The 17,179-nt window shown below is 70.3% G+C and carries 17 protein-coding genes; 10 read left to right on the top strand and 7 right to left on the bottom strand.

Annotation, left to right across the window (positions count from 1 at the left end; all coding sequences use genetic code 11):
* Positions 1–64: 64 nt before the first annotated feature.
* The 4 genes from aroA to serC all read right to left on the bottom strand — a co-directional run bounded on the left by aroA (position 65) and on the right by serC (position 4,921).
* The gene (gene aroA, locus JHW41_RS10620; protein ID WP_250449869.1) at positions 65–1,384 is read right to left on the bottom strand and encodes a 3-phosphoshikimate 1-carboxyvinyltransferase; all 1,320 of its coding nucleotides are present in this window, start codon (positions 1,382–1,384) and stop codon (positions 65–67) included.
* Entirely contained in the window at positions 1,381–2,538 is a 1,158-nt protein-coding gene (gene hisC, locus JHW41_RS10615; RefSeq protein ID WP_250449868.1) for a histidinol-phosphate transaminase, read from the bottom strand. The genes aroA and hisC overlap by 4 nt, the downstream gene beginning before the upstream one ends.
* Complete coding sequence (gene pheA / locus JHW41_RS10610) at positions 2,535–3,770, bottom strand: prephenate dehydratase (RefSeq protein ID WP_250449867.1); 1,236 nt, start codon at positions 3,768–3,770, stop codon at positions 2,535–2,537. Before pheA ends, hisC begins: the two co-directional genes overlap by 4 nt.
* Before the next feature lie 65 nt (positions 3,771–3,835).
* Positions 3,836–4,921, bottom strand: a complete 1,086-nt coding sequence (serC, locus tag JHW41_RS10605) for a 3-phosphoserine/phosphohydroxythreonine transaminase (protein WP_250449866.1) — start codon at positions 4,919–4,921, stop codon at positions 3,836–3,838.
* A 197-nt stretch (positions 4,922–5,118) separates the two neighbouring features.
* Here serC and msrP point away from each other — a divergent pair, with 197 nt between their 5' ends.
* Together msrP and msrQ are read left to right on the top strand one after the other, a co-directional pair.
* Positions 5,119–6,090: a protein-methionine-sulfoxide reductase catalytic subunit MsrP gene (gene msrP / locus JHW41_RS10600; RefSeq protein WP_057947960.1), complete on the top strand. Its 972-nt coding sequence runs from the start codon at positions 5,119–5,121 to the stop codon at positions 6,088–6,090.
* Between the two features lie 2 nt (positions 6,091–6,092).
* Complete coding sequence (gene msrQ / locus JHW41_RS10595; RefSeq protein WP_250449865.1) at positions 6,093–6,773, top strand: protein-methionine-sulfoxide reductase heme-binding subunit MsrQ; 681 nt, start codon at positions 6,093–6,095, stop codon at positions 6,771–6,773.
* Positions 6,774–6,901: 128 nt separating this feature from the next.
* Here the strand turns inward: msrQ and JHW41_RS10590 are convergent, their stop codons facing one another.
* A complete protein-coding gene (locus tag JHW41_RS10590) occupies positions 6,902–7,705 on the bottom strand; it encodes an FHA domain-containing protein (RefSeq protein WP_057947961.1) in 804 nt (267 codons plus the stop codon).
* A 175-nt stretch (positions 7,706–7,880) separates the two neighbouring features.
* On the opposite strand from JHW41_RS10590, the gene JHW41_RS10585 reads away from it, so the two are divergent.
* Both JHW41_RS10585 and JHW41_RS10580 read left to right on the top strand, forming a co-directional pair.
* Positions 7,881–8,156: a polyhydroxyalkanoic acid system family protein gene (locus JHW41_RS10585; protein ID WP_057947962.1), complete on the top strand. Its 276-nt coding sequence runs from the start codon at positions 7,881–7,883 to the stop codon at positions 8,154–8,156.
* 10 nt (positions 8,157–8,166) lie between these two features.
* Positions 8,167–8,481 (top strand): hypothetical protein, encoded by a 315-nt coding sequence (locus JHW41_RS10580; protein WP_250449864.1) that lies wholly within the window; start codon positions 8,167–8,169, stop codon positions 8,479–8,481.
* 161 nt (positions 8,482–8,642) lie between these two features.
* Here the strand turns inward: JHW41_RS10580 and JHW41_RS10575 are convergent, their stop codons facing one another.
* Entirely contained in the window at positions 8,643–9,365 is a 723-nt protein-coding gene (locus JHW41_RS10575; RefSeq protein ID WP_250449863.1) for an FFLEELY motif protein, read from the bottom strand.
* A gap of 457 nt (positions 9,366–9,822) precedes the next feature.
* Between JHW41_RS10575 and JHW41_RS10570 the strand changes: the two genes are divergently transcribed.
* The 3 genes from JHW41_RS10570 (at position 9,823) to JHW41_RS10560 (ending at position 13,330) form a co-directional block, all read left to right on the top strand.
* Positions 9,823–11,145, top strand: a complete 1,323-nt coding sequence (locus tag JHW41_RS10570; protein WP_250449862.1) for a patatin-like phospholipase family protein — start codon at positions 9,823–9,825, stop codon at positions 11,143–11,145.
* A gap of 162 nt (positions 11,146–11,307) precedes the next feature.
* Complete coding sequence (locus JHW41_RS10565) at positions 11,308–11,898, top strand: phasin family protein (protein ID WP_250449861.1); 591 nt, start codon at positions 11,308–11,310, stop codon at positions 11,896–11,898.
* A gap of 391 nt (positions 11,899–12,289) precedes the next feature.
* The gene (locus tag JHW41_RS10560) at positions 12,290–13,330 is read left to right on the top strand and encodes a restriction endonuclease (RefSeq protein WP_250449860.1); all 1,041 of its coding nucleotides are present in this window, start codon (positions 12,290–12,292) and stop codon (positions 13,328–13,330) included.
* A 372-nt stretch (positions 13,331–13,702) separates the two neighbouring features.
* Here JHW41_RS10560 and JHW41_RS10555 read toward each other — a convergent pair whose 3' ends face one another.
* The gene (locus JHW41_RS10555; protein ID WP_078995831.1) at positions 13,703–15,691 is read right to left on the bottom strand and encodes an SDR family oxidoreductase; all 1,989 of its coding nucleotides are present in this window, start codon (positions 15,689–15,691) and stop codon (positions 13,703–13,705) included.
* Positions 15,692–15,846: 155 nt separating this feature from the next.
* Between JHW41_RS10555 and JHW41_RS10550 the strand changes: the two genes are divergently transcribed.
* From JHW41_RS10550 to JHW41_RS10540, 3 genes are all read left to right on the top strand, one after another.
* Entirely contained in the window at positions 15,847–16,104 is a 258-nt protein-coding gene (locus JHW41_RS10550) for an acyl-CoA-binding protein (protein ID WP_057947968.1), read from the top strand.
* Between the two features lie 37 nt (positions 16,105–16,141).
* Positions 16,142–16,768, top strand: coding sequence for a TetR/AcrR family transcriptional regulator (locus tag JHW41_RS10545; RefSeq protein WP_057947969.1), 627 nt, complete (start codon positions 16,142–16,144; stop codon positions 16,766–16,768).
* 211 nt (positions 16,769–16,979) lie between these two features.
* Positions 16,980–17,177 carry a hypothetical protein gene (locus tag JHW41_RS10540; protein ID WP_250449859.1) on the top strand — a complete coding sequence of 66 codons (198 nt, stop codon included), beginning with the start codon at positions 16,980–16,982 and terminating at the stop codon, positions 17,175–17,177.
* The last annotated feature ends 2 nt before the right edge of the window (positions 17,178–17,179 follow it).

The following is a 17,179-nucleotide window of genomic DNA, read 5'->3' as shown; positions in this document are numbered from 1 at the left end:
AAGGCCCTCCCACGAAAAAGGCGGCCCGCGGGCCGCCTTTTTTGTTGGCATCGCCGACGCCGCATCAGCCCGCGCCGACCCGCATCCCCGCCTGCGCCGCCAGCGCTTCGAAGCCCGGGAACGAGGTCGCCACATTGGCCACGTCGCCGATCCGCACCTCGCCCGACGCCAACTGCGCGGCCACCGCGAAACTCATCGCGATGCGATGGTCGCCGTGGCTCTCGACCGTGCCGCCGTTCAAGCCGCCGCCATCGATGATCGCGCCGTCGGGCGTTTCCTCGATCGCGACGCCGAGCGCGCGCAGGCCGGCGGCCATGGTCGCGATGCGGTCGGATTCCTTGACCCGCAGCTCGGCCGCGCCGCTGACCACGGTGCGGCCCTGGGCCACCGCCGCGGCGACGAACAGCGCCGGGAACTCGTCGATCATGTCCGGGACCAGCGCCTGCGGAACCTCGACGCCGCGCAGGCGGGCGTGGCGCACGCGCAGGTCGGCGACCGGTTCGCCGCCTTCGCTGCGCGGGTTTTCCTCGACGATGTCGGCGCCCATCAAGCGCAGCGCCGACAACAGGCCGGTGCGGCGCGGGTTCATGCCGACCGCTTCGAGCACCAGCTCCGAGCCCGGCACCACGCTGGCGGCGACCAGGAAGAACGCGGCCGAGGAGAAGTCGGCCGGCACCGCGACGTCGGTCGCGCGCAGCGCGTGGCCGCCGCTCAGGCGCGCATGGCCGGGCGAGAATTCGATCGGCCAGCCGAACGCGGCGAGCATGCGCTCGGTGTAGTCGCGGGTCGGGTGCGGTTCGCGCACCACGGTCTCGCCCTGCGCGTACAGGCCGGCCAGCAGCAGCGCCGACTTCACCTGCGCGCTGGCGACCGGCAGGGTGTATTCGATCCCGCGCAGCTCGCGGCCGCCGCGGATGCGCAGCGGCGGCAGGCCGCCGTCCTCGCTGTCGATGCGCGCGCCCATCGCCGCCAGCGGCTCGGTCACCCGCCGCATCGGCCGCTTGGACAGCGACGCGTCGCCGACCAGCACGCTGTCGAACGCCTGCCCCGCCAGCGCGCCGGCGAGCAGGCGCATGCCGGTGCCGGCGTTGCCGCAATCCAGCGCCACGTCGCTGCCGCGCAGGCCGTGCAGGCCGACGCCGTGGACGATGCGCTCGCTCGCGCTCGGCGTCTCGATGCGCACGCCCAATTGTTCGAACACGCGCGCGGTGGCGCGGGTGTCCTCGCCTTCGAGAAAACCGGTGACCCGGGTGACGCCTTCGGCCAGCGCGCCGAGCATCACCGCGCGGTGCGAGACCGATTTGTCGCCGGGCACGCGGATCGAACCGCGCAGGTCCGCGCCCGGACCGGCGGTCCAGGCCTGGGAGGATTCGCTCGCGCTCATGCCAGCACTTCGTCCAATGCCGCCAGCAGGCGGCGGTTCTCGTCGGCCGAGCCGACGCTGATGCGGATGCAATCGGCCAGGCCGTAGCCGCCCATCGGCCGCAGGATCACCCCGCGCGCGACCAGCGCGGCCTCGACCTGCGGCGTGCGCGCGCCGAATTCGACCAGCACGAAGTTGGTCTGCGACGGAAACACGCGCAGGCCGCGCCGGGCCAATGCTTCGGCCAGGGCGCTGCGTTGTTCGGCGTTGCGTGCGCAGGCCCAGCGCAGATGGTCTTCGTCGCCGAGCGCGGCCTCGCACGCGGCCAGCGCCGGGCCGTTGACGTTGAAGCTCTCGCGCAGGCGGTCCATCACCGCGATCAAGCCCGGCTGGGCGATCAGATAGCCCACGCGCAGCCCGGCCAGGCCGTAGGCCTTGCTGAAGGTGCGGGTCACCGCGACGTTGGGATAGCGGTCCAGCACGTTCAGCGCGCTGGCGTAGTCCGGCGCGTCGGCCATCTCGGCGTAGGCCTCGTCCATGACCACGATGACGTGGGCCGGAATCTTGTCGAGGAAGGCGACCAGCGCGTCGCGGCCGAACCAGGTGCCGGTCGGATTGTTCGGGTTGGCGACGTACACCAGCTTGGTGTCCGCGCCCACCGCCGCGGCGATCGCGTCGAGGTCGTGCCCGCACGGCATCGCCGCCTCGCGCGGCAACGCCTCGACGATGCGCATGCGCGCGCCGGCGGCCTGGGTCGACAGCGCGAACACGGCGAAACCGTAGCGCGAGAACACCACTTCCTCGCCGGGTCCGGCGAACACCTGGCCGAGCTGCATCAGCAGTTCGTGCGAGCCGTTGCCGAGCAGGATCTGGCCGACCTCGACGCCGTGCTTGCGCGCCAGCGCGCGCTTGAGGTCGCCGCCGAGCGGATCGGGATAGCGGTGCAGCGCGTGCAGCGAATCGAGGATCGCCGCGCGCGCGGCCGGCGACGGGCCGTACGGGTTCTCGTTGGAGCCCAGCTCGACCAGATGCGCCTCGCCGTACTGGCGGCGCAGCGCGACCAGGTCGTGACCCGGATCGTAAGCCTTGAGCCGCTGCACGCCCGGCTGGGCGCGCGCGGCGAACCAGGCTTCGTCGAACGCCGGCGCGGCGGCCAGCGGTGCCGGCTGGCTCATGCGATCGCCACCGGGTAGGAACCGAGCACCTTGACCTCGTGGGCCAGTTCCTGCAGTTCCTCCAGCGCCTCGCGCATCGCGTCTTCCTGCACGTGGCCGCCGATGTCGACGAAGAACGCGTACTGCCAGCGGCCGGTGTGGCCCGGGCGCGACTCGATCCGGTTCATGCTCAGCCCGCGCTTGGCGAACGGCGAGAGCACGTTGTACAGCGCGCCGGGCTGGTCCTTGATGAAGATCAGCAGCGAGGTGCGGTCGTTGCCCGAGGGCGAGAACAGCTCACGGCCGACGACCAGGAAACGCGTCGTGTTGTCCGGCCGGTCCTCGATCGGCCCGGCCACGCTGCGCAGCCCGTACACGTTGGCCGCGGCGACGCCGGCGATGGCCGCGGCGTCGTCGGCGTTGCGCGCGCGGCGCGCGGCCTCGGCGTTGCTCGACACCGGGATCTTCTCGGCCTTGGGCAGGTACTGGCGCAGCCAGGCCTTGCACTGGGCGAACGACTGCGGGTGCGAGTACACGCGCTCGATGTCCTCGATCCGGCCGCCGCGCGAGAGCAGGTGCTGGTGCACGCGCAGCTCGACTTCGCCGCTGATCTTGAGCTTCGAGGTCAGGAACATGTCGAGCGTGGACTGGATCGTGCCCTGGGTGGAGTTCTCCACCGGCACCACGCCGAAGTCGGCGTTGCCGGCTTCGACTTCCTGGAACACTTCCTCGATGCTCGACAGCGGCAGGCCGTGGATCGAATGGCCGAAATGCTTGTACACCGCCTGCTGCGAATGGGTGCCTTCCGGGCCGAGGAAGCCGATCTTCAGCGGCTCCTGCTGGGCCAGGCAGGCCGACATGATTTCGCGGAACAGCCGCACCAGCACTTCGTCGTTGAGCGGGCCGTCGTTGCGGTCGACCACCCGGCGTAGCACCTGCGCCTCGCGCTCGGGGCGGTAGTAGTCCACCGCCGCGGCCAGCTTGCCCTTGGCCTTGCCGACCTGGTTGGCGAACTGGGCGCGCTCGGCGATGAGCTGCTGGATGTGGCGGTCGATGCCGTCGATGCGCGTGCGCAGCGTGGCGAGGTCGGGGACGGCGGCGACGGGAGCGGCTGCCTCGACGGCAGCCTCGAGCTTGTCGGCGGCCTTCTTCTTGCCTGCGGGCTTGTCGGCGGCGGTCTTCGCGGCGGGCCTGGTCTTCGCGGCGGCCGACTTGGTCTTGGCGGGCGCGGTCTTGCTGGATTTGGTGGTCATTGCCTTGGGTCTTGTCTACGGCAACCGCGGCCGTTGCCCGCGCGGGCAACGGCCGGCGCGGTCGCTCAGCCGTGTCTTTGTTGGAAGTCGCGCATGAAGGACGCCAGGGCCTGCACCCCCGCCTCCGGCATCGCGTTGTAGATCGACGCGCGCATGCCGCCGAGGGCGCGATGGCCCTTCAGCGAGATCAGCCCGGCCGCTTCGGCCTCCTTGAGGAAGGGCTTGTCCAGCGCTTCGTCCTTGAGGAAGAACGGCACGTTCATGCGCGAGCGCGCGGCGGCGGCGACTTCGTTGCGGTAATAACCGCCGGAGTTGTCGATCACGTCGTAGAGCAGGCCGGCCTTGCGCGCGTTGCGCTGGGCGAACTCTTCCACGCCGCCCTCGGCCAGCATCCACTTGAACACCAGCCCGGCCAGGTACCAGTTCCAGGTCGGCGGGGTGTTGAGCATGGACTCGCCCTTGACGTGCGAGCGGTAGTCGAAGATGTCCGCGCGCGGCTGGCCGGCGCGTTCGAGCAAGTCGCGGCGCACGATGACCACGCTGACGCCGACCGGGCCGAGGTTCTTCTGCGCGCCGGCGTAGATCACCCCGAACTTGGACACGTCGATCGGCTCGGCGGCGATCGAGGACGAGAAATCGGCCACCAGCGGCACGTCGCCGACGTCCGGGATGTCGCGGAACTCCACGCCGTGGATGGTCTCGTTGGCGGTGTAGTGGACGTAGGCCGCGTCCTTGGACAGGTTCCACTCGGCCCGCGCCGGAATGTCGCGGAAGCCGCCGGCCTCGCCGTTGGCGGCCACGTTCGCGCTGACGTAAGGCTTGACCTGCTTCAATGCGGTCTTGCCCCAGTGGCCGGTGACCACGTAGTCCACGGCCTGGCCCGGATTGGCGAAGTTCAGCGCGATCAGCGCCTGCTGCGCGGTCGCGCCGCCCTGCAGGAACAGCACGGCGTAGTCGTCGGGGATCGCCATCAGCGCGCGCAGGTCGCGCTCGGCCTCGGCGGCGACCTGGATGAACTCGGGGCCGCGGTGGCTGAGTTCGACGATCGAGGCCCCGGCGTTGTTCCACTCCAGAAGTTCCGACTGCGCCTGCAGCAGGACCGGTTCGGGCAGGGTCGCGGGACCGGCACTAAAGTTGAAAGCGCGGGACATCGGTAGCTCCGTGGCAGTTGGGGGGGCGGCCCCTGAGTATGCCGCAGTGCAGCACCGTGTGTACGTGTCGTTACCCGCGCAACTTTTGCCGCGCTGGCTGCCTCTAGGGAATGAAACGGTCCGTAATGCGTCATACGACCGTCGCCCCCTGCGCGCGCCCGTCGCGCCGCCCCGCTGGACCCGTCCGGAGCCGTCCCATGTCGTTGCGCCAAGCCTTCACCCTTCCCGCCTCGCAGATCACCGACGAGGCCGTCTACCGCGAACGCCGGCGCCTGCTGGCGGCGCTGGCGATGAGCCCGGCCCTGGGCCTGGCCGGCTGCGCCGGCGCCGAGGCCCCGCCGCCCTCGGCGGCGCGGCCGGCCAGCCCGGAGCAGATCAAGGCCGGCCTGCGCACCAACGAGCCGCTGACCACCTACGCCGACGTCACCGGCTACAACAACTTCTACGAGTTCGGCACCGGCAAGGGCGACCCGTCCGCGGCCGCCAAGACCCTGCGCCTGAGCCCGTGGACGGTCGCGGTCGGCGGCGAATGCGCCAAGCCGGGCAAACTCTCGCTGGAGGACCTGATCAAGGGCCTGGCGCCGCAGGAGCGGGTCTACCGGCTGCGCTGCGTGGAGGGCTGGTCGATGGTGATCCCATGGCTGGGAGTGCCGCTGGCGGACGTGCTCAAGCGCTTCGAGCCGACCGCCAAGGCCAAGTACGTCGCCTTCACCACCCTGGCCGACCGCAAGCAGATGCCCGGCATCGCCTATCCCTCGATCAGCTGGCCGTATCGCGAGGGCCTGCGCATCGACGAGGCCATGCACCCGCTGACCCTGCTCGCCACCGGCCTGTACGGCAAGCCGCTGCCGCAGCAGAACGGCGCGCCGCTGCGGCTGGTGGTGCCGTGGAAGTACGGCTTCAAGAGCATCAAGTCGATCGTCGCGATCACCTTCGTCGAGCGCCGCCCGGCCACCGCCTGGAACTCGCTGCAGCCCGACGAGTACGGCTTCTTCTCCAACGTCAATCCCGACGTGGACCACCCGCGCTGGAGCCAGAAGACCGAACGCCGCATCGCCGGCACCGGCAGCAAGCTGTTCGCCGAGCGCATCCCGACCCGACTGTTCAACGGCTACGGCGAGCAGGTCGCGAGCCTGTACGCGGGCATGAACCTCAAGACCTGGTTCTGACGATGAGCGACGCTGCCCCCGCCGCGGCCGCGGCGCCCGCCGCGCGCCGCGCCGCGAGCCCGCGCAAGACTCCGCCCGGAGTCATCGCGGCCAAGGCCCTGGCCCACCTGCTGGCGCTGACCCCTGCGGCGATCCTGGGCTGGCAGGTCTGGCAGGAATTCAGCACCGGCCAGGGCGGCCTGGGCGCCGACCCGGTGGCCGAGATCGAACACCGCCTGGGCCTGTGGGCGCTGCGTTTTTTGATGATCGCGCTGGCGGTGACGCCGCTGCGCCAGCTCAGCGGACAGGCCGTGCTGCTGCGCTTCCGCCGCCTGCTCGGGCTGTACGCGTTCTTCTACGCCAGCCTGCACTTTGCCGCCTACCTAGTGCTGGACCTGCGCGGCTACTGGACCCAGGTGTTCGAGGAGATCGCCAAGCGCCCCTACATCACCGTCGGCTTCCTGGCCTGGCTGGGATTGGTGCCGCTGGCGATCACCTCCACCCAAGGCATGATGCGGCGCCTGGGCCGGCTGTGGGGGCGGCTGCACCAGCTCGTCTACGCCATCGCCGTGCTGGCGGTGCTGCATTTCTGGTGGCTGGTGAAATCGGACATCCGCGAGCCGGCGCTGTATGCCGGCATCCTCGCGGCGCTGCTCGGCTGGCGCCTGTGGAAACGCCTGAGCAAGCGGCCGAAGCCCCTGTAGGAGCGACGCGAGCCGCGACCGCGGGGTCGCCAGCTCGCGCCGCAAGCGCGGTACCGCGGTCGCGGCTTGCGCCGCTCCTACAAAAGCGACTCGGATAACGCGCCGGGCCGAAGCCCGACGAACCGGCGTCAGCGCGCGCCGTAGAGCAGCAGCAGGCCGAGCAAACCGGCCATCACCACCGCCGCCAGCAACAGCCACGGCATGCGCCGCACCGAGGACGGCAGCGCCGACGGCGGAATCGGTTTGTCTTCGTTCGCCGCCTGCTCCTGCGCCAGTTGCGCCTGCAGCGCGTCGGCGGCGCTGAGCCGGCGGGTCGGCGCCTCGATCACGAAGCGGTGCTGGCCGTCGAGCAGCAACTGGTCGCCCGGCTTGAGCAGCGCGTGCCGCACCGGCTGGCCGTTGACCACGCTGCCGTCGACCGAGCCGACGTCGCGCAGCACCACGCCGTCGGCATGCGCTTCCAGCCGCGCGTGGCGGTCGGCGAAGGCCGGCTCGTTGATGCGGATGTCGCAGTCGCCGGCGCGGCCGATCACCTTGGGCTGTTCCAGCGTGTAGCAACGGCCGTGGTGCACGCCGCCGACCCCGCGCACGACCATGCGCGAATCGGCCGGGATCTCGACCCCGAACGGCGGCGCCGGCTCGGGCTTGTCGGCCACCAGCAACAGCTCGACCCCGTCGATGAAGATCGCATCGCCGGGCCGCAGCATCGCCATGCGCTTGACCGGGCGGCCGTTGACGTGCAGCCCGTGCAGGCTGTCGCGCACCTGCAGCCAGACCCCGCGGCGGTCGACGCTGAATTGCGCGATCGCGGCGTCGGCGTCGTCGACCAGCACGGTGCGGCCGGCCGCGTCGCGGCCGATGGCATGCACGCCCGGCTTCAACGCCAGGTCGCCATGCTCGCGGTTGGGGTATCGCAGTTTGAGGGCGCTCACCCGGCGGGAATCTAGCAGGTTGCAGCGCCAGGCACACCCGGCTGCGCCCGGTGGCGCATGAACGACGGCAACGAAGGCGAGGCGGATGCGCGCGGCGCGCGTCCGCGCAGCGCCCGCAGGCTTGGATGCGCCCGCCCCTGCCCGCACAATAGCCGGCCTCCAGGGAGACCCAGACATGCCCAGCATCGACATCCGCCACCCGCACTCGCTGGCTCCGGCCAAGGCCCGCAAGGCGGTCGAGGACGTGGCCAAGAAGCTCGCCGAACGCTTCGACATCCAATACGAGTGGGACGGCGACGTGCTCAACTTCGCCCGCAGCGGCGTCGACGGCAAGATCGCGGTCTCGCCCGAGCACCTGCGCGTGACCGCCCAGCTCGGCTTCCTGCTCGGCGCGATGAAGGGCCCGATCGAGGCCGAAATCCGCCGCGTGCTGGAAGAGAAGTTCAAGTAAACCTGCGCGCGTGACCCGCGCCCGGCTGACCGAGCTCCAGCACGCCCTCGAACGCGAGGGCTGGCGGATCGACGGCGAGTCCGGCGCGGACGCGTTGTTCCAGGTCGAACGCGAGCGCATCGTCTGGCACCTGCGCTGCGGCGATGCGCGCGAACGGCTCGACTTCTACCTGTTCGCGCCGCTCGGCGGCCCGACCGAACGGCTGGCCGACCTGTCCCATGTGGATGCGCTGACCAGCGGGCGCCGGTTGTATTTCGACAAGATCGTCAGCGCGCAGTGGCGCGAGGAGCTGCCGGCGTTCGTGGCCGCGCTGGGCTCTGTGTAGTAGCGGCGCGAGCCGCGACGAAGCGACGTCATGCCACGTACCGTTCCGAAGCGGCATGCGCCAGGCCATATGGCCTGGCTTCGGCCGGGCACGCTTTCGTTGCGTCGCTTCGGTTGGTCGCGGCTCGCGCTGCTCCTGCAAGGGGCCGGTGAAACCACGCTTCAATCCAGGTCGGGAAACGGATCCGCGTCGCTGTCGAACAAACGCTGCGCGACCTCGCGCTCGTCCGAGCCGATCTCGGCGATGAACTCGCGCACATCGCCCAACTGCGCGAACGCGGCGAAGCCGCGCTCCAGGAATCCCTGCAGTTCCGCCAGTCCCGCCGCCTTGGCCGGGCCGCGCGAGAGCTTGAGCAGGGTCAGGATGCCCGGCATCCGCACCGCCTTGCCCAGGCCCAGGCCGACCGCCTCGATCAGTTCGATCTGATGCTCGCGCAGCCGCGGCAGGCCGCAGGCGCGATAGGCCTGCGCGTACAGCGGCCCGTCCAGCCGGCGCCGGCGCGGCGCCAGCGCGTGCATCCGCTCGCTCATGCGCAGGTCGAAGGCCTGGGTCAGCAGGCCCAGTTCGATCGCATCGGCGACCGTCGCCAACAGCGGGCCGGGCAGCAGTTTCTGCATCATCGGCAAGACCCGGGCGATGTCGGCGTCGCGGCGGCTGAAATCGCGGTCGTTGTAGACGTCGCTGAGAAAGAACTGCGCCGCCGGGCGCCGGCGCGGGTCGCGCAGGAAACGGTCGAAACTCGCCTCCAGCCGCCGCGCCTGCCACTGCCGCAACTCCGGCAGCCAGCGCAGCGCGTTGCGCGGTTCGCGCGCGGGATCGTGCAGGGCCTGGTGGCGGGCCAGCAGGCAGGCCATGCGGCGGCTGAGGTCGGCGGTTCTGGACATCGGGGTCGATGATCGCGGCGGCCGCGCGCGGCCGCAAGACCGGCGCGCGCATGAGCCGCGCGCGCGAAGTACTCGGGTCCGCGCACGCTCGGCGAGACCTGCCGCCGCCCCTCCAAGTCCGCAACAACCGCGCCCCTGGACCCGCACGCGCGGCGAAGCATCCGCGCCGCGCACGCTCCGGGAACTTGCCGCCATTCCAAGCCCGCCACAGCCTCATGCCCCCCACGAGAACAACGCCCCCACGAACCGCACGCGCGACGAAGCACCGGGGCCGGGGACGCTCCGGCGGGACTTGCCAAAGGCCCGGCCCGCCGGAGCGTCCCCGGCCCCGGTGCGTCCCGCCCACCTCACATCCAACCGTCCTCCACCCTCTTCGACCTTCGTACACCCCCGCTGGACGCCCCGCCCCGCTCGGCTACACTCGGCCGACTACCGTCAGGGGCGTGCCGCCGATCACATGTTGTCACTCCATTCCGCCCGCCACCGGGCGAGCCGCAAGCCGGCGGCGAAAGGAAGCAAGAACACCGGCCCCCGCAAGAATGCCGCCCAGCGCAACGGCATCGCCGCGGACAGCGCCCGGCGCGACCCGGCCGCAGCCCCGCGCATCGGCCTGGCCATCGCCGGCGGCGGCCCGATCGGCGGCATGTACGAACTCGGCGCCCTGCGCGCGCTGGACGAAGCCATCGACGGCCTCGACCTGACCCGGCTGGACTGCTACGTCGGCGTCAGCAGCGGCGCCTTCCTCGCCGCCGGCCTGGCCAACCGCATGGACACCGCCGAGATGTGCCGGATCTTCATCACCGGCGACAGCGGCGACGTGCGGTTCCGGCCCGAGACCTTCATGCGTCCGGCCTTCGTCGAATACCTCAAGCGCGCCGCGAGCTTCCCGCGCCTGGCGACCGAGTGGTGGCGCGAACTGCTGTTCTCGCCGCTGGAAGCGCGCTGGTCGGACCTGATCACCCGCTTCGGCGGCCTGATCCCCAACGGCCTGTTCGACAACAGCGAAGTCGAACGCTTCCTGCGCGAAGTGTTCACCCGCCGCGGCCGCAGCAACGACTTCCGCGAACTCGACGCCAAGCTCTACGTGGTCGCCGTCGACATCGACAGCGGCGACGCCGTGCGCTTCGGCGACGCAGGCTGGGACGACGTGCCGATCTCCAAGGCGGTGCAGGCCAGCGCCGCCCTGCCCGGCCTGTACCCGCCGGTGAACATCGAAGGCCGCCACTTCGTCGACGGCGCCCTGCGCCGCACGATGCACGCCTCGGTGGTGCTCGAACAGGGCATCGACCTGCTGATCGGCCTGAACCCGCTGGTGCCGTTCAACCACGGCCACGGCGCCGCGGTGGCCGAAGACAACAGCCTCGCCGCCGGCGGCCTGCCGGCGGTGCTGTCGCAGACCTTCCGCACCTTGCTGCAATCGCGCATGCAGGTCGGCCTGGCGCGCTACGCCCAGCAATACCCCGACATCGACCAACTGGTGTTCGAACCCAACGCCGAAGACCGCGAGCTGTTCTTCACCAACGCCTTCAGCTTCTCCGCGCGCCGGCGCATCTGCGAGATCGCCTACCGCAACACCCTGGCCGACCTGCGCGCGCGCGCCGCGCAACTGGCGCCGATCCTGGCCGCGCACGGCCTGCGCCTGCGCGAGGAGGTGCTGGCCGACCCCGAACGCTCGATCCTCGACGGCCTCGCCCCGCCCGCGCGCGACAGCGAGACCACCGCGCGGCTGCGGCGGGCGCTGGACGATGTGGACCGGCTGGTCGCGCGGCGGAAGGCCTGAAGCGAGGAGCGAGCGTAGAGGAGCGAGGAGTGAGCGAAAGCGCTTCTGCCTCTGCTCACTCCTCGCTCCTCTGCGCTCGCTCCTCGCTCGTGCTGGTGTGAATACTCTAGACAGCGGGCCCATCGTGACGGCACAGCACTAACCCCAATCCACAGGACGTCCATGGCCGCCAAGTTCAAGAAGACCGCGAAGAAGACCTCGGGCAAGACCCGCTCCGCCGGCGCCGCCGGCAAGGGCGCGGGCGCGCAGGAACAGGCCGAGCGCCTGTCCAAGTCCCTGAGCGAATCGGCGCAGCAGATCTGGCTGGCCGGCGTCGGCGCGTTCGGCCGCGCCCAGGCCGAAGGCACCAAGTTGTTCGAAGGCCTGGTCAAGGAAGGCCTGACCCTGGAGCAGGCCACGCGCAAGTTCACCGGCGGCCAGGCCGGCGCCCTGCGCGACGCGGTCGAGTCCAAGGTCGGCCAGGCGCGCGAGCGCGCCGCCGACACCTGGGACCGCCTGGAAAAGGTGTTCGAGGAACGCGTGCAGCGCGCCCTGGTCAAGCTCGGCGTGCCGGGCCGCGAGGACCTCGCCGAACTCAGCGAACGCGTCGACGCGCTGACCGCCGAACTGCGCCGCCAGGGCGGCGCCGCTCCGGCGCGCAAGAGCGCCGCGCGCGCCGCCAAGCCCAAGGCCGCCAAGGCCGCGGACAAGCCGGCCAAGACCAAGGCTCCGCGCAAGGCCGTGGCCAAGCCCAAGCCGCCGGTCGCGCCGTAATCCGGATTCACGCGCCGGTCGCGCCAGCGTCCTAACCGCTGACACGAACCGGCGCTATCGATACACGTTCCAGGCCTCACCGTTGCATCGCGTCGCGCCGCCAGGCCGCGACGCCCGCTTAAGCCCGCCAGTCCGCGCTTCCGTATGCTCCCCTCCCCTTACGGTTTCGGACTGGCGGGCTTTCTTATTCCGGCGACGAGCGCTGCGCAGCGGGCAGCGGACCAGTCGCCGTCGCTTGCGCCTCCAGCGTTTCACCGCCGCGCCGCTGACGCGTTCCCTCGTGAACGGCAGATTCCGCACACATCGATTCCGTGAATTGCGTCGCAATTCCTGCGGAATTCATGTGTCTGAAGCCGTATATCCTCAGCGTCTTTTATGGGCCTAGCGTTACATGTCGAGTTTCTCCCTGTGGGCTGCCGCCGCCGTTGCGCTGACGGTCGGGCTGGGGTCCACCGCTTACCTGTGGTCGTACCGCCGCCATCGCACTGAAGTCGCCACCGGCATCGCCGGGCTGGCCAAGATGCGCTGGCGCGAGTTCGCGCGCCTGATCGTCGAGGCGCTGCGCGAGCGCGGGTTCGAGGCCGAATCGGTGGAGGAATCGCTCGCCCGCGGTACCCAGGCCGAACTGAGACTGGTGCGCGCCGGCAAGCCCTGGCTGTTGTCGTGCAAGCTCGGCGACGGCGACTACAAGGTGCCGGCCGCGACCGTGGCCGAACTGGCCGACGCGGTGCGCTTCCACGGCGCCGCCGGCGGCCTGCTGGTCACCACCGGCCGCTTCGACACCCACTCCGAACGCGTCGCCGACGGCCTGGACCTGTACAGCGGCGAATCGCTGTGGGAACTGGTCGAGCCGCAACTGCCGGCCTCGACACGGCACGAAATCATCGCCGCGGCGCAGAAGCGCAGCATCCAGACCATCGTCGGCGCCTGGGGCGCGGCGATCGCGCTGGCGCTGATCGCCGGCTTCGCCGTGCCGGCGCTGCTGCCGGCGCCGACGCCGGCGATCGATAGCGCACCGCGCGGCGACGAAGCCGCCGCGAACGACAGCGGCAAGGACGCCGGCGGCGACACTGCCGCCGCACCTGCCGCACCTGCCGCCACGCCGCCGGCCGCCGTTCCGGCACCGACCGCGCCGCCCGCCCCCGCCGCGCATGCCGCCGCGCCGGTGCCGTCGGCCTCCAGCGGCGATGCCGACGCCGACCGCGCCGAAGTGATCCGCACCGTCGGCGCGCTGTCGGGCACCGAACGCGCCGCCTGGTCGACCGCCTCGAACCTGCTGATCTACCGCCACACCGACGCGCAGAAGCCCGACGTCGACGCGATCTGCCAGGTGCTCGAACGTTATCCCGAACTGCGCTCCTCGCGCGTGCAACTGCAACCGCCGCCGGGCAGCGACAGCCGGGTGCGATTCTTCCAGTGCAAGGCCTACTGATTCAGCCGCAAAGCCCTGTGGGAGCGGCGCGCGCCGCGGACGCGGGGTTGCCTGGTTGCGTCGTCGGCGCGGTGGCGCGGTCGCGACTTGCGTCGCTCCTACAGGGGGCCCGGCGGGATTCGCGGAGGCTGCAACGACGAAGCCCGGCGATGCCGGGCTTCGTGCTTTGGCAAGACGCAACGATGCGGCCGCAAGCCCCTGTAGGAGCGGCGCGAGCCGCGACCGCGGGGTTGCCAGGTTGCGTCGTCGGCGCGGTGCCGCGGTCGCGACTTGCGTCGCTCCTACAGGGAGCACGGGCGGGATTCGCGGAGGCTGCAACGACGAAGCCCGGCGGTAGGCCGGGCTTCGTGCGTATGCGGACGGGGACCGGGGTTACCAGTGCACGCCGCGCATCAACGCCGCGAACGCGATCTGTTCGTTGCTGGCGTGCTCGTCCTTGAGCCCCTTGCGGTCGCCCTTGGCCGCGGCCGAGTCGGGGAACAGTTCGAACGCGGTGCTCATCACCACCTCGTAGGCCTTCGGCGCCACCGCGTTGACCACCGAGGCGAAGATGCCCAGGCGCGTGGCGATGCGGCTGGGCCGCTCGATGATGCCCTTGACCACCAGGTCGGCGGCCTCGTCCGGGCTCAGGGTCGGGATGCTGTCGTACATCTTGGTCGGCGCGATCATCGGCGTCTTCACCAACGGCATGTTGATCGTGGTGAAGCTGATCCCCTTGCCCGACAGCTCGCCCTGGGCGCAGCGGCTGAACGCGTCCAGCGCGGCCTTCGACGCAACATAGGCCGAGAACCGCGGCGAATTGGCCAGCACGCCGATCGAGGAGATGTTGATGATGTGGCCCTTGCGGCGCTCGGTCATCTTCGGCATGAAGCCCATGATCAGGCGCAGGCTGCCGAAGTAGTTGAGCTGCATGGTGCGTTCGAAATCGTGGAAACGGTCGTAGCTGAGCTCGATCGAACGGCGGATCGAGCGGCCGGCGTTGTTGACCAGGATGTCGACGTGGCCGTGCTCGGCCAGGATGGTCTTGACCAGCCGGTCGCAGTCGGCCATGTCGGCCAGGTCGGCGGTGTAGGCGAACACCTTGCCGCCGGCGGCCTTCATCGCGTCGCGCGCCTTGAACAGCTCTTCCTCGCCGCGCGCGACGATGATCGTCACCGCGCCCGCCGCCGCCACCTTCTCCGCGGTCGCCAGGCCGATGCCCGAGGAACCGCCGGTGATCACCACCACCTTGTTGCGGACCTTGCCCTTGAGGGTGCGGTCGACGAACAGGTCCGGATCGAGGTGGCGTTCCCAGTAGTCCCACAGGCGCCAGGCGTAATCGTCCAGGTGCGGCACCTTGATCCCGCTGCCGCGCAGCGCGCGCTCGGTCTCGCGGTTGTCGAAGCGGGTCGGATAGGTGATGAACTTCAGGGTTTCCTTGGGAATCTTGAAGTCGCGCAGCAGCATGCCGACGAAGCGCCGCACCGGCGGCAGGTTGCCGACCGCGCCGCGGATGCCGCTGGGCACGAAGGCGAACATGCGCGCGTCGATGCGCATGGTCATCTCCGGCGTGTGGCCGGCGCGGGCGAAGGTGTTGAGCACCTCGCCGACGCGCTGCGGCTCCGGATCGGTCAGGTGGAAGCAATGCCCGTCGAGCTTGGGCTTGTGCGCGATGTGGTCCATCGCGTCGACCACGTAGTCGACCGGGATGATGTTGATCCGCCCGCCCTCGACGCCGAGCATCGGCATCCACGGCGGCAGCATTTCGCGCAGTTTCTTGAGGAAGGTGAAGAAGTAGTACGGGCCGTCGATCTTGTCCATCTCGCCGGTCTGCGAATGGCCGACGACCATGCCCGGGCGGTAGATCCGCCACTTGATCCGCTTCTCGGCGCGGACCAGGCCTTCGGAATCGTGCTTGGTGCGCAGGTAGGGATCGTCCAGGCCCTCGGCCTCGTCGAACATGTCCTCGCGGAACACGCCCGGGTACATGCCCGCCGCGGCGATGGAACTGGTGTGGTGGAAGCAGCCGGCGTTGATCGCCGCGGCCAGGTCCAGCGCGTGCTGGGTGCCGTCGATGTTGGCCGCGCGCTGCGCCTGGGCGCTGGCGGTCAGGTCGTAGATCGCGCCGAGGTGGAAGAAATGCTTGATCTTCCCGCTCAACGCGCGGATCTGCGCCGCGCTCAGCCCGCACTTGGGCTGGGTCATGTCGCCCGCCACGGGGATCACCCGCTTGAGGTCCCACCCCATCTTCTTGGCCGTGGCCTCGAACTTCTTCTGCGAATCCTTGCGCACCAGCACGTGGATCGTGCCCTTGCGTTTCAGCAGGTTGCTGACGAGGAAGCGACCGATGAAACCCGTCGCGCCGGTGACGAAATAGCTCATACCCCTCTCCTGGATGGCCCCGATCGGCCGCCGTTGCGGCGGCATGACGCTACGGTGCCAGAGCGCGGGCGCGGTAACAATTCCTTTCCGTATTGACCCACCCGGGTACGCATGGTGTGATGCCGCCTCACCTAGGCGCCCAGGAGAGGCCCGCCGTGTCCGACATCCAAGCCGCATTCGAACAAGCCGCCAAGGACGTCCAGTCCCTGTCCGACCGCCCCGACAACGACACGCTGCTGCGCCTGTACGCGCTGTACAAGCAGGGCTCGGAAGGCGACGTCAACGGCCCCAAGCCCGGCTTCTTCGACTTCGTCGGCACCGCCAAGTACGAGGCCTGGGAGAAGATCAAGGGCACCGACCAGACCGAGGCCAAGAAGAAGTACGTGGACCTCGTCAAGAAACTGCGCGGCTGACGCCGCGTCCCGGCCCCGTCCCCCGCCCGGCCGCACGATGGCGAAGCAGACCCGACAGCGCATCCTCGATGCCGCGTTGATCATGTTCAACGCGCAAGGCGAGCCCAACGTCACCACCAACCACATCGCCGACGAGCTGGAGATCAGCCCCGGCAACCTGTACTACCACTTCCGCAACAAGGACGACATCATCGAGCAGCTGTTCGCTCGATTCGAGGAGCGCATGGACGCCGCCCTGGCCGCGCCGCAGGGCCGCCTGCCGGGGCTGGAGGACATCTGGCTGCAGCTGCACCTGGTGTTCGAGTGCATCTGGGACTACCGCTTCCTGTACCGCGACCTGGTCGAGATCCTCAGCCGCAACCGCCGCCTGCGCATGCGCTTCGCCCGCATCCTCAAGCGCGCCGACGAGCAGGCGCACCTGGTCATGCGCGGGCTGTCGCAGGCCGGGGTCATGCGCGCCTCCGGCGACGAACTCGCCGCGACCGCGACCAACGTGCTGGTGATCGCGACCTTCTGGCTCAACTACGCCGCCGCGCGCGGCGACAAGGACGAGCACGCGGCGATCCGCGACGGCATCGTCCAGGTCATGATGCTGCTGTCGCCGTTCCTGCGCGACGCCGAGCGCATGCACCTGAACACGCTGATCCGCGCCTACCTCGACTGAACGGCCGGTGCGCGCTGAATGCGGGGCGCGCGCCCGTTACGCGACGGGCCTGAAGTCACGATCGCCCCGCCTGCGTCACAGATCGGCCGCGCGCCGCCGCGCCGGGCGCCGGTTCCGTCCTAGCCTGCGCGAACCGGCCGCGTCGCGGCCGGGCCGCGGGCCGCCGCTGCGCGCGCCCGCGCCATCACCCGCGCCACCAGGAGGGAAGCGCATGAACGCCATCGTCAACAAACTGCCGCTGCTGGCCGTACTGGCCATGAGCCTGGGCTACGCCTCGATCGTCGACGCCGCCTGCAAGCCCGATTACTGCATGCAGGTCTATCGCTACTGCGTCGGCCAGGGCGCGCCGGCGACGATCTGCGAGGGCCGGCTGCGCAAGTGCGAGCAGATGTGCGGTTTCGGCGGCTGAGG

It is taken from the genome of Lysobacter enzymogenes, from assembly GCF_023617245.1.
Classification (GTDB): domain Bacteria; phylum Pseudomonadota; class Gammaproteobacteria; order Xanthomonadales; family Xanthomonadaceae; genus Lysobacter; species Lysobacter yananisis.
Note: the sequence above shows the minus strand (reverse complement) of the source record. Positions and strands in the feature narration are given on the sequence as shown.

Excerpts from the sequence above, each read along its gene's own strand:
- JHW41_RS10545 (WP_057947969.1), top strand. The coding sequence starts at position 16,142 with ATGGCGAAGCAGACCCGACAGCGCATCCTCGATGCCGCGTTGATCATG.
- JHW41_RS10560 (WP_250449860.1), top strand. The coding sequence starts at position 12,290 with ATGTCGAGTTTCTCCCTGTGGGCTGCCGCCGCCGTTGCGCTGACGGTC.
- JHW41_RS10570 (WP_250449862.1), top strand. The coding sequence starts at position 9,823 with ATGTTGTCACTCCATTCCGCCCGCCACCGGGCGAGCCGCAAGCCGGCG.
- msrP (WP_057947960.1), top strand. The coding sequence starts at position 5,119 with ATGTCGTTGCGCCAAGCCTTCACCCTTCCCGCCTCGCAGATCACCGAC.
- JHW41_RS10585 (WP_057947962.1), top strand. The coding sequence starts at position 7,881 with ATGCCCAGCATCGACATCCGCCACCCGCACTCGCTGGCTCCGGCCAAG.
- msrQ (WP_250449865.1), top strand. The coding sequence starts at position 6,093 with ATGAGCGACGCTGCCCCCGCCGCGGCCGCGGCGCCCGCCGCGCGCCGC.
- JHW41_RS10575 (WP_250449863.1), bottom strand. The coding sequence starts at position 9,365 with ATGTCCAGAACCGCCGACCTCAGCCGCCGCATGGCCTGCCTGCTGGCC.
- serC (WP_250449866.1), bottom strand. The coding sequence starts at position 4,921 with ATGTCCCGCGCTTTCAACTTTAGTGCCGGTCCCGCGACCCTGCCCGAA.
- JHW41_RS10540 (WP_250449859.1), top strand. The coding sequence starts at position 16,980 with ATGAACGCCATCGTCAACAAACTGCCGCTGCTGGCCGTACTGGCCATG.
- pheA (WP_250449867.1), bottom strand. The coding sequence starts at position 3,770 with ATGACCACCAAATCCAGCAAGACCGCGCCCGCCAAGACCAAGTCGGCC.
- JHW41_RS10555 (WP_078995831.1), bottom strand. The coding sequence starts at position 15,691 with ATGAGCTATTTCGTCACCGGCGCGACGGGTTTCATCGGTCGCTTCCTC.
- aroA (WP_250449869.1), bottom strand. The coding sequence starts at position 1,384 with ATGAGCGCGAGCGAATCCTCCCAGGCCTGGACCGCCGGTCCGGGCGCG.
- JHW41_RS10565 (WP_250449861.1), top strand. The coding sequence starts at position 11,308 with ATGGCCGCCAAGTTCAAGAAGACCGCGAAGAAGACCTCGGGCAAGACC.
- hisC (WP_250449868.1), bottom strand. The coding sequence starts at position 2,538 with ATGAGCCAGCCGGCACCGCTGGCCGCCGCGCCGGCGTTCGACGAAGCC.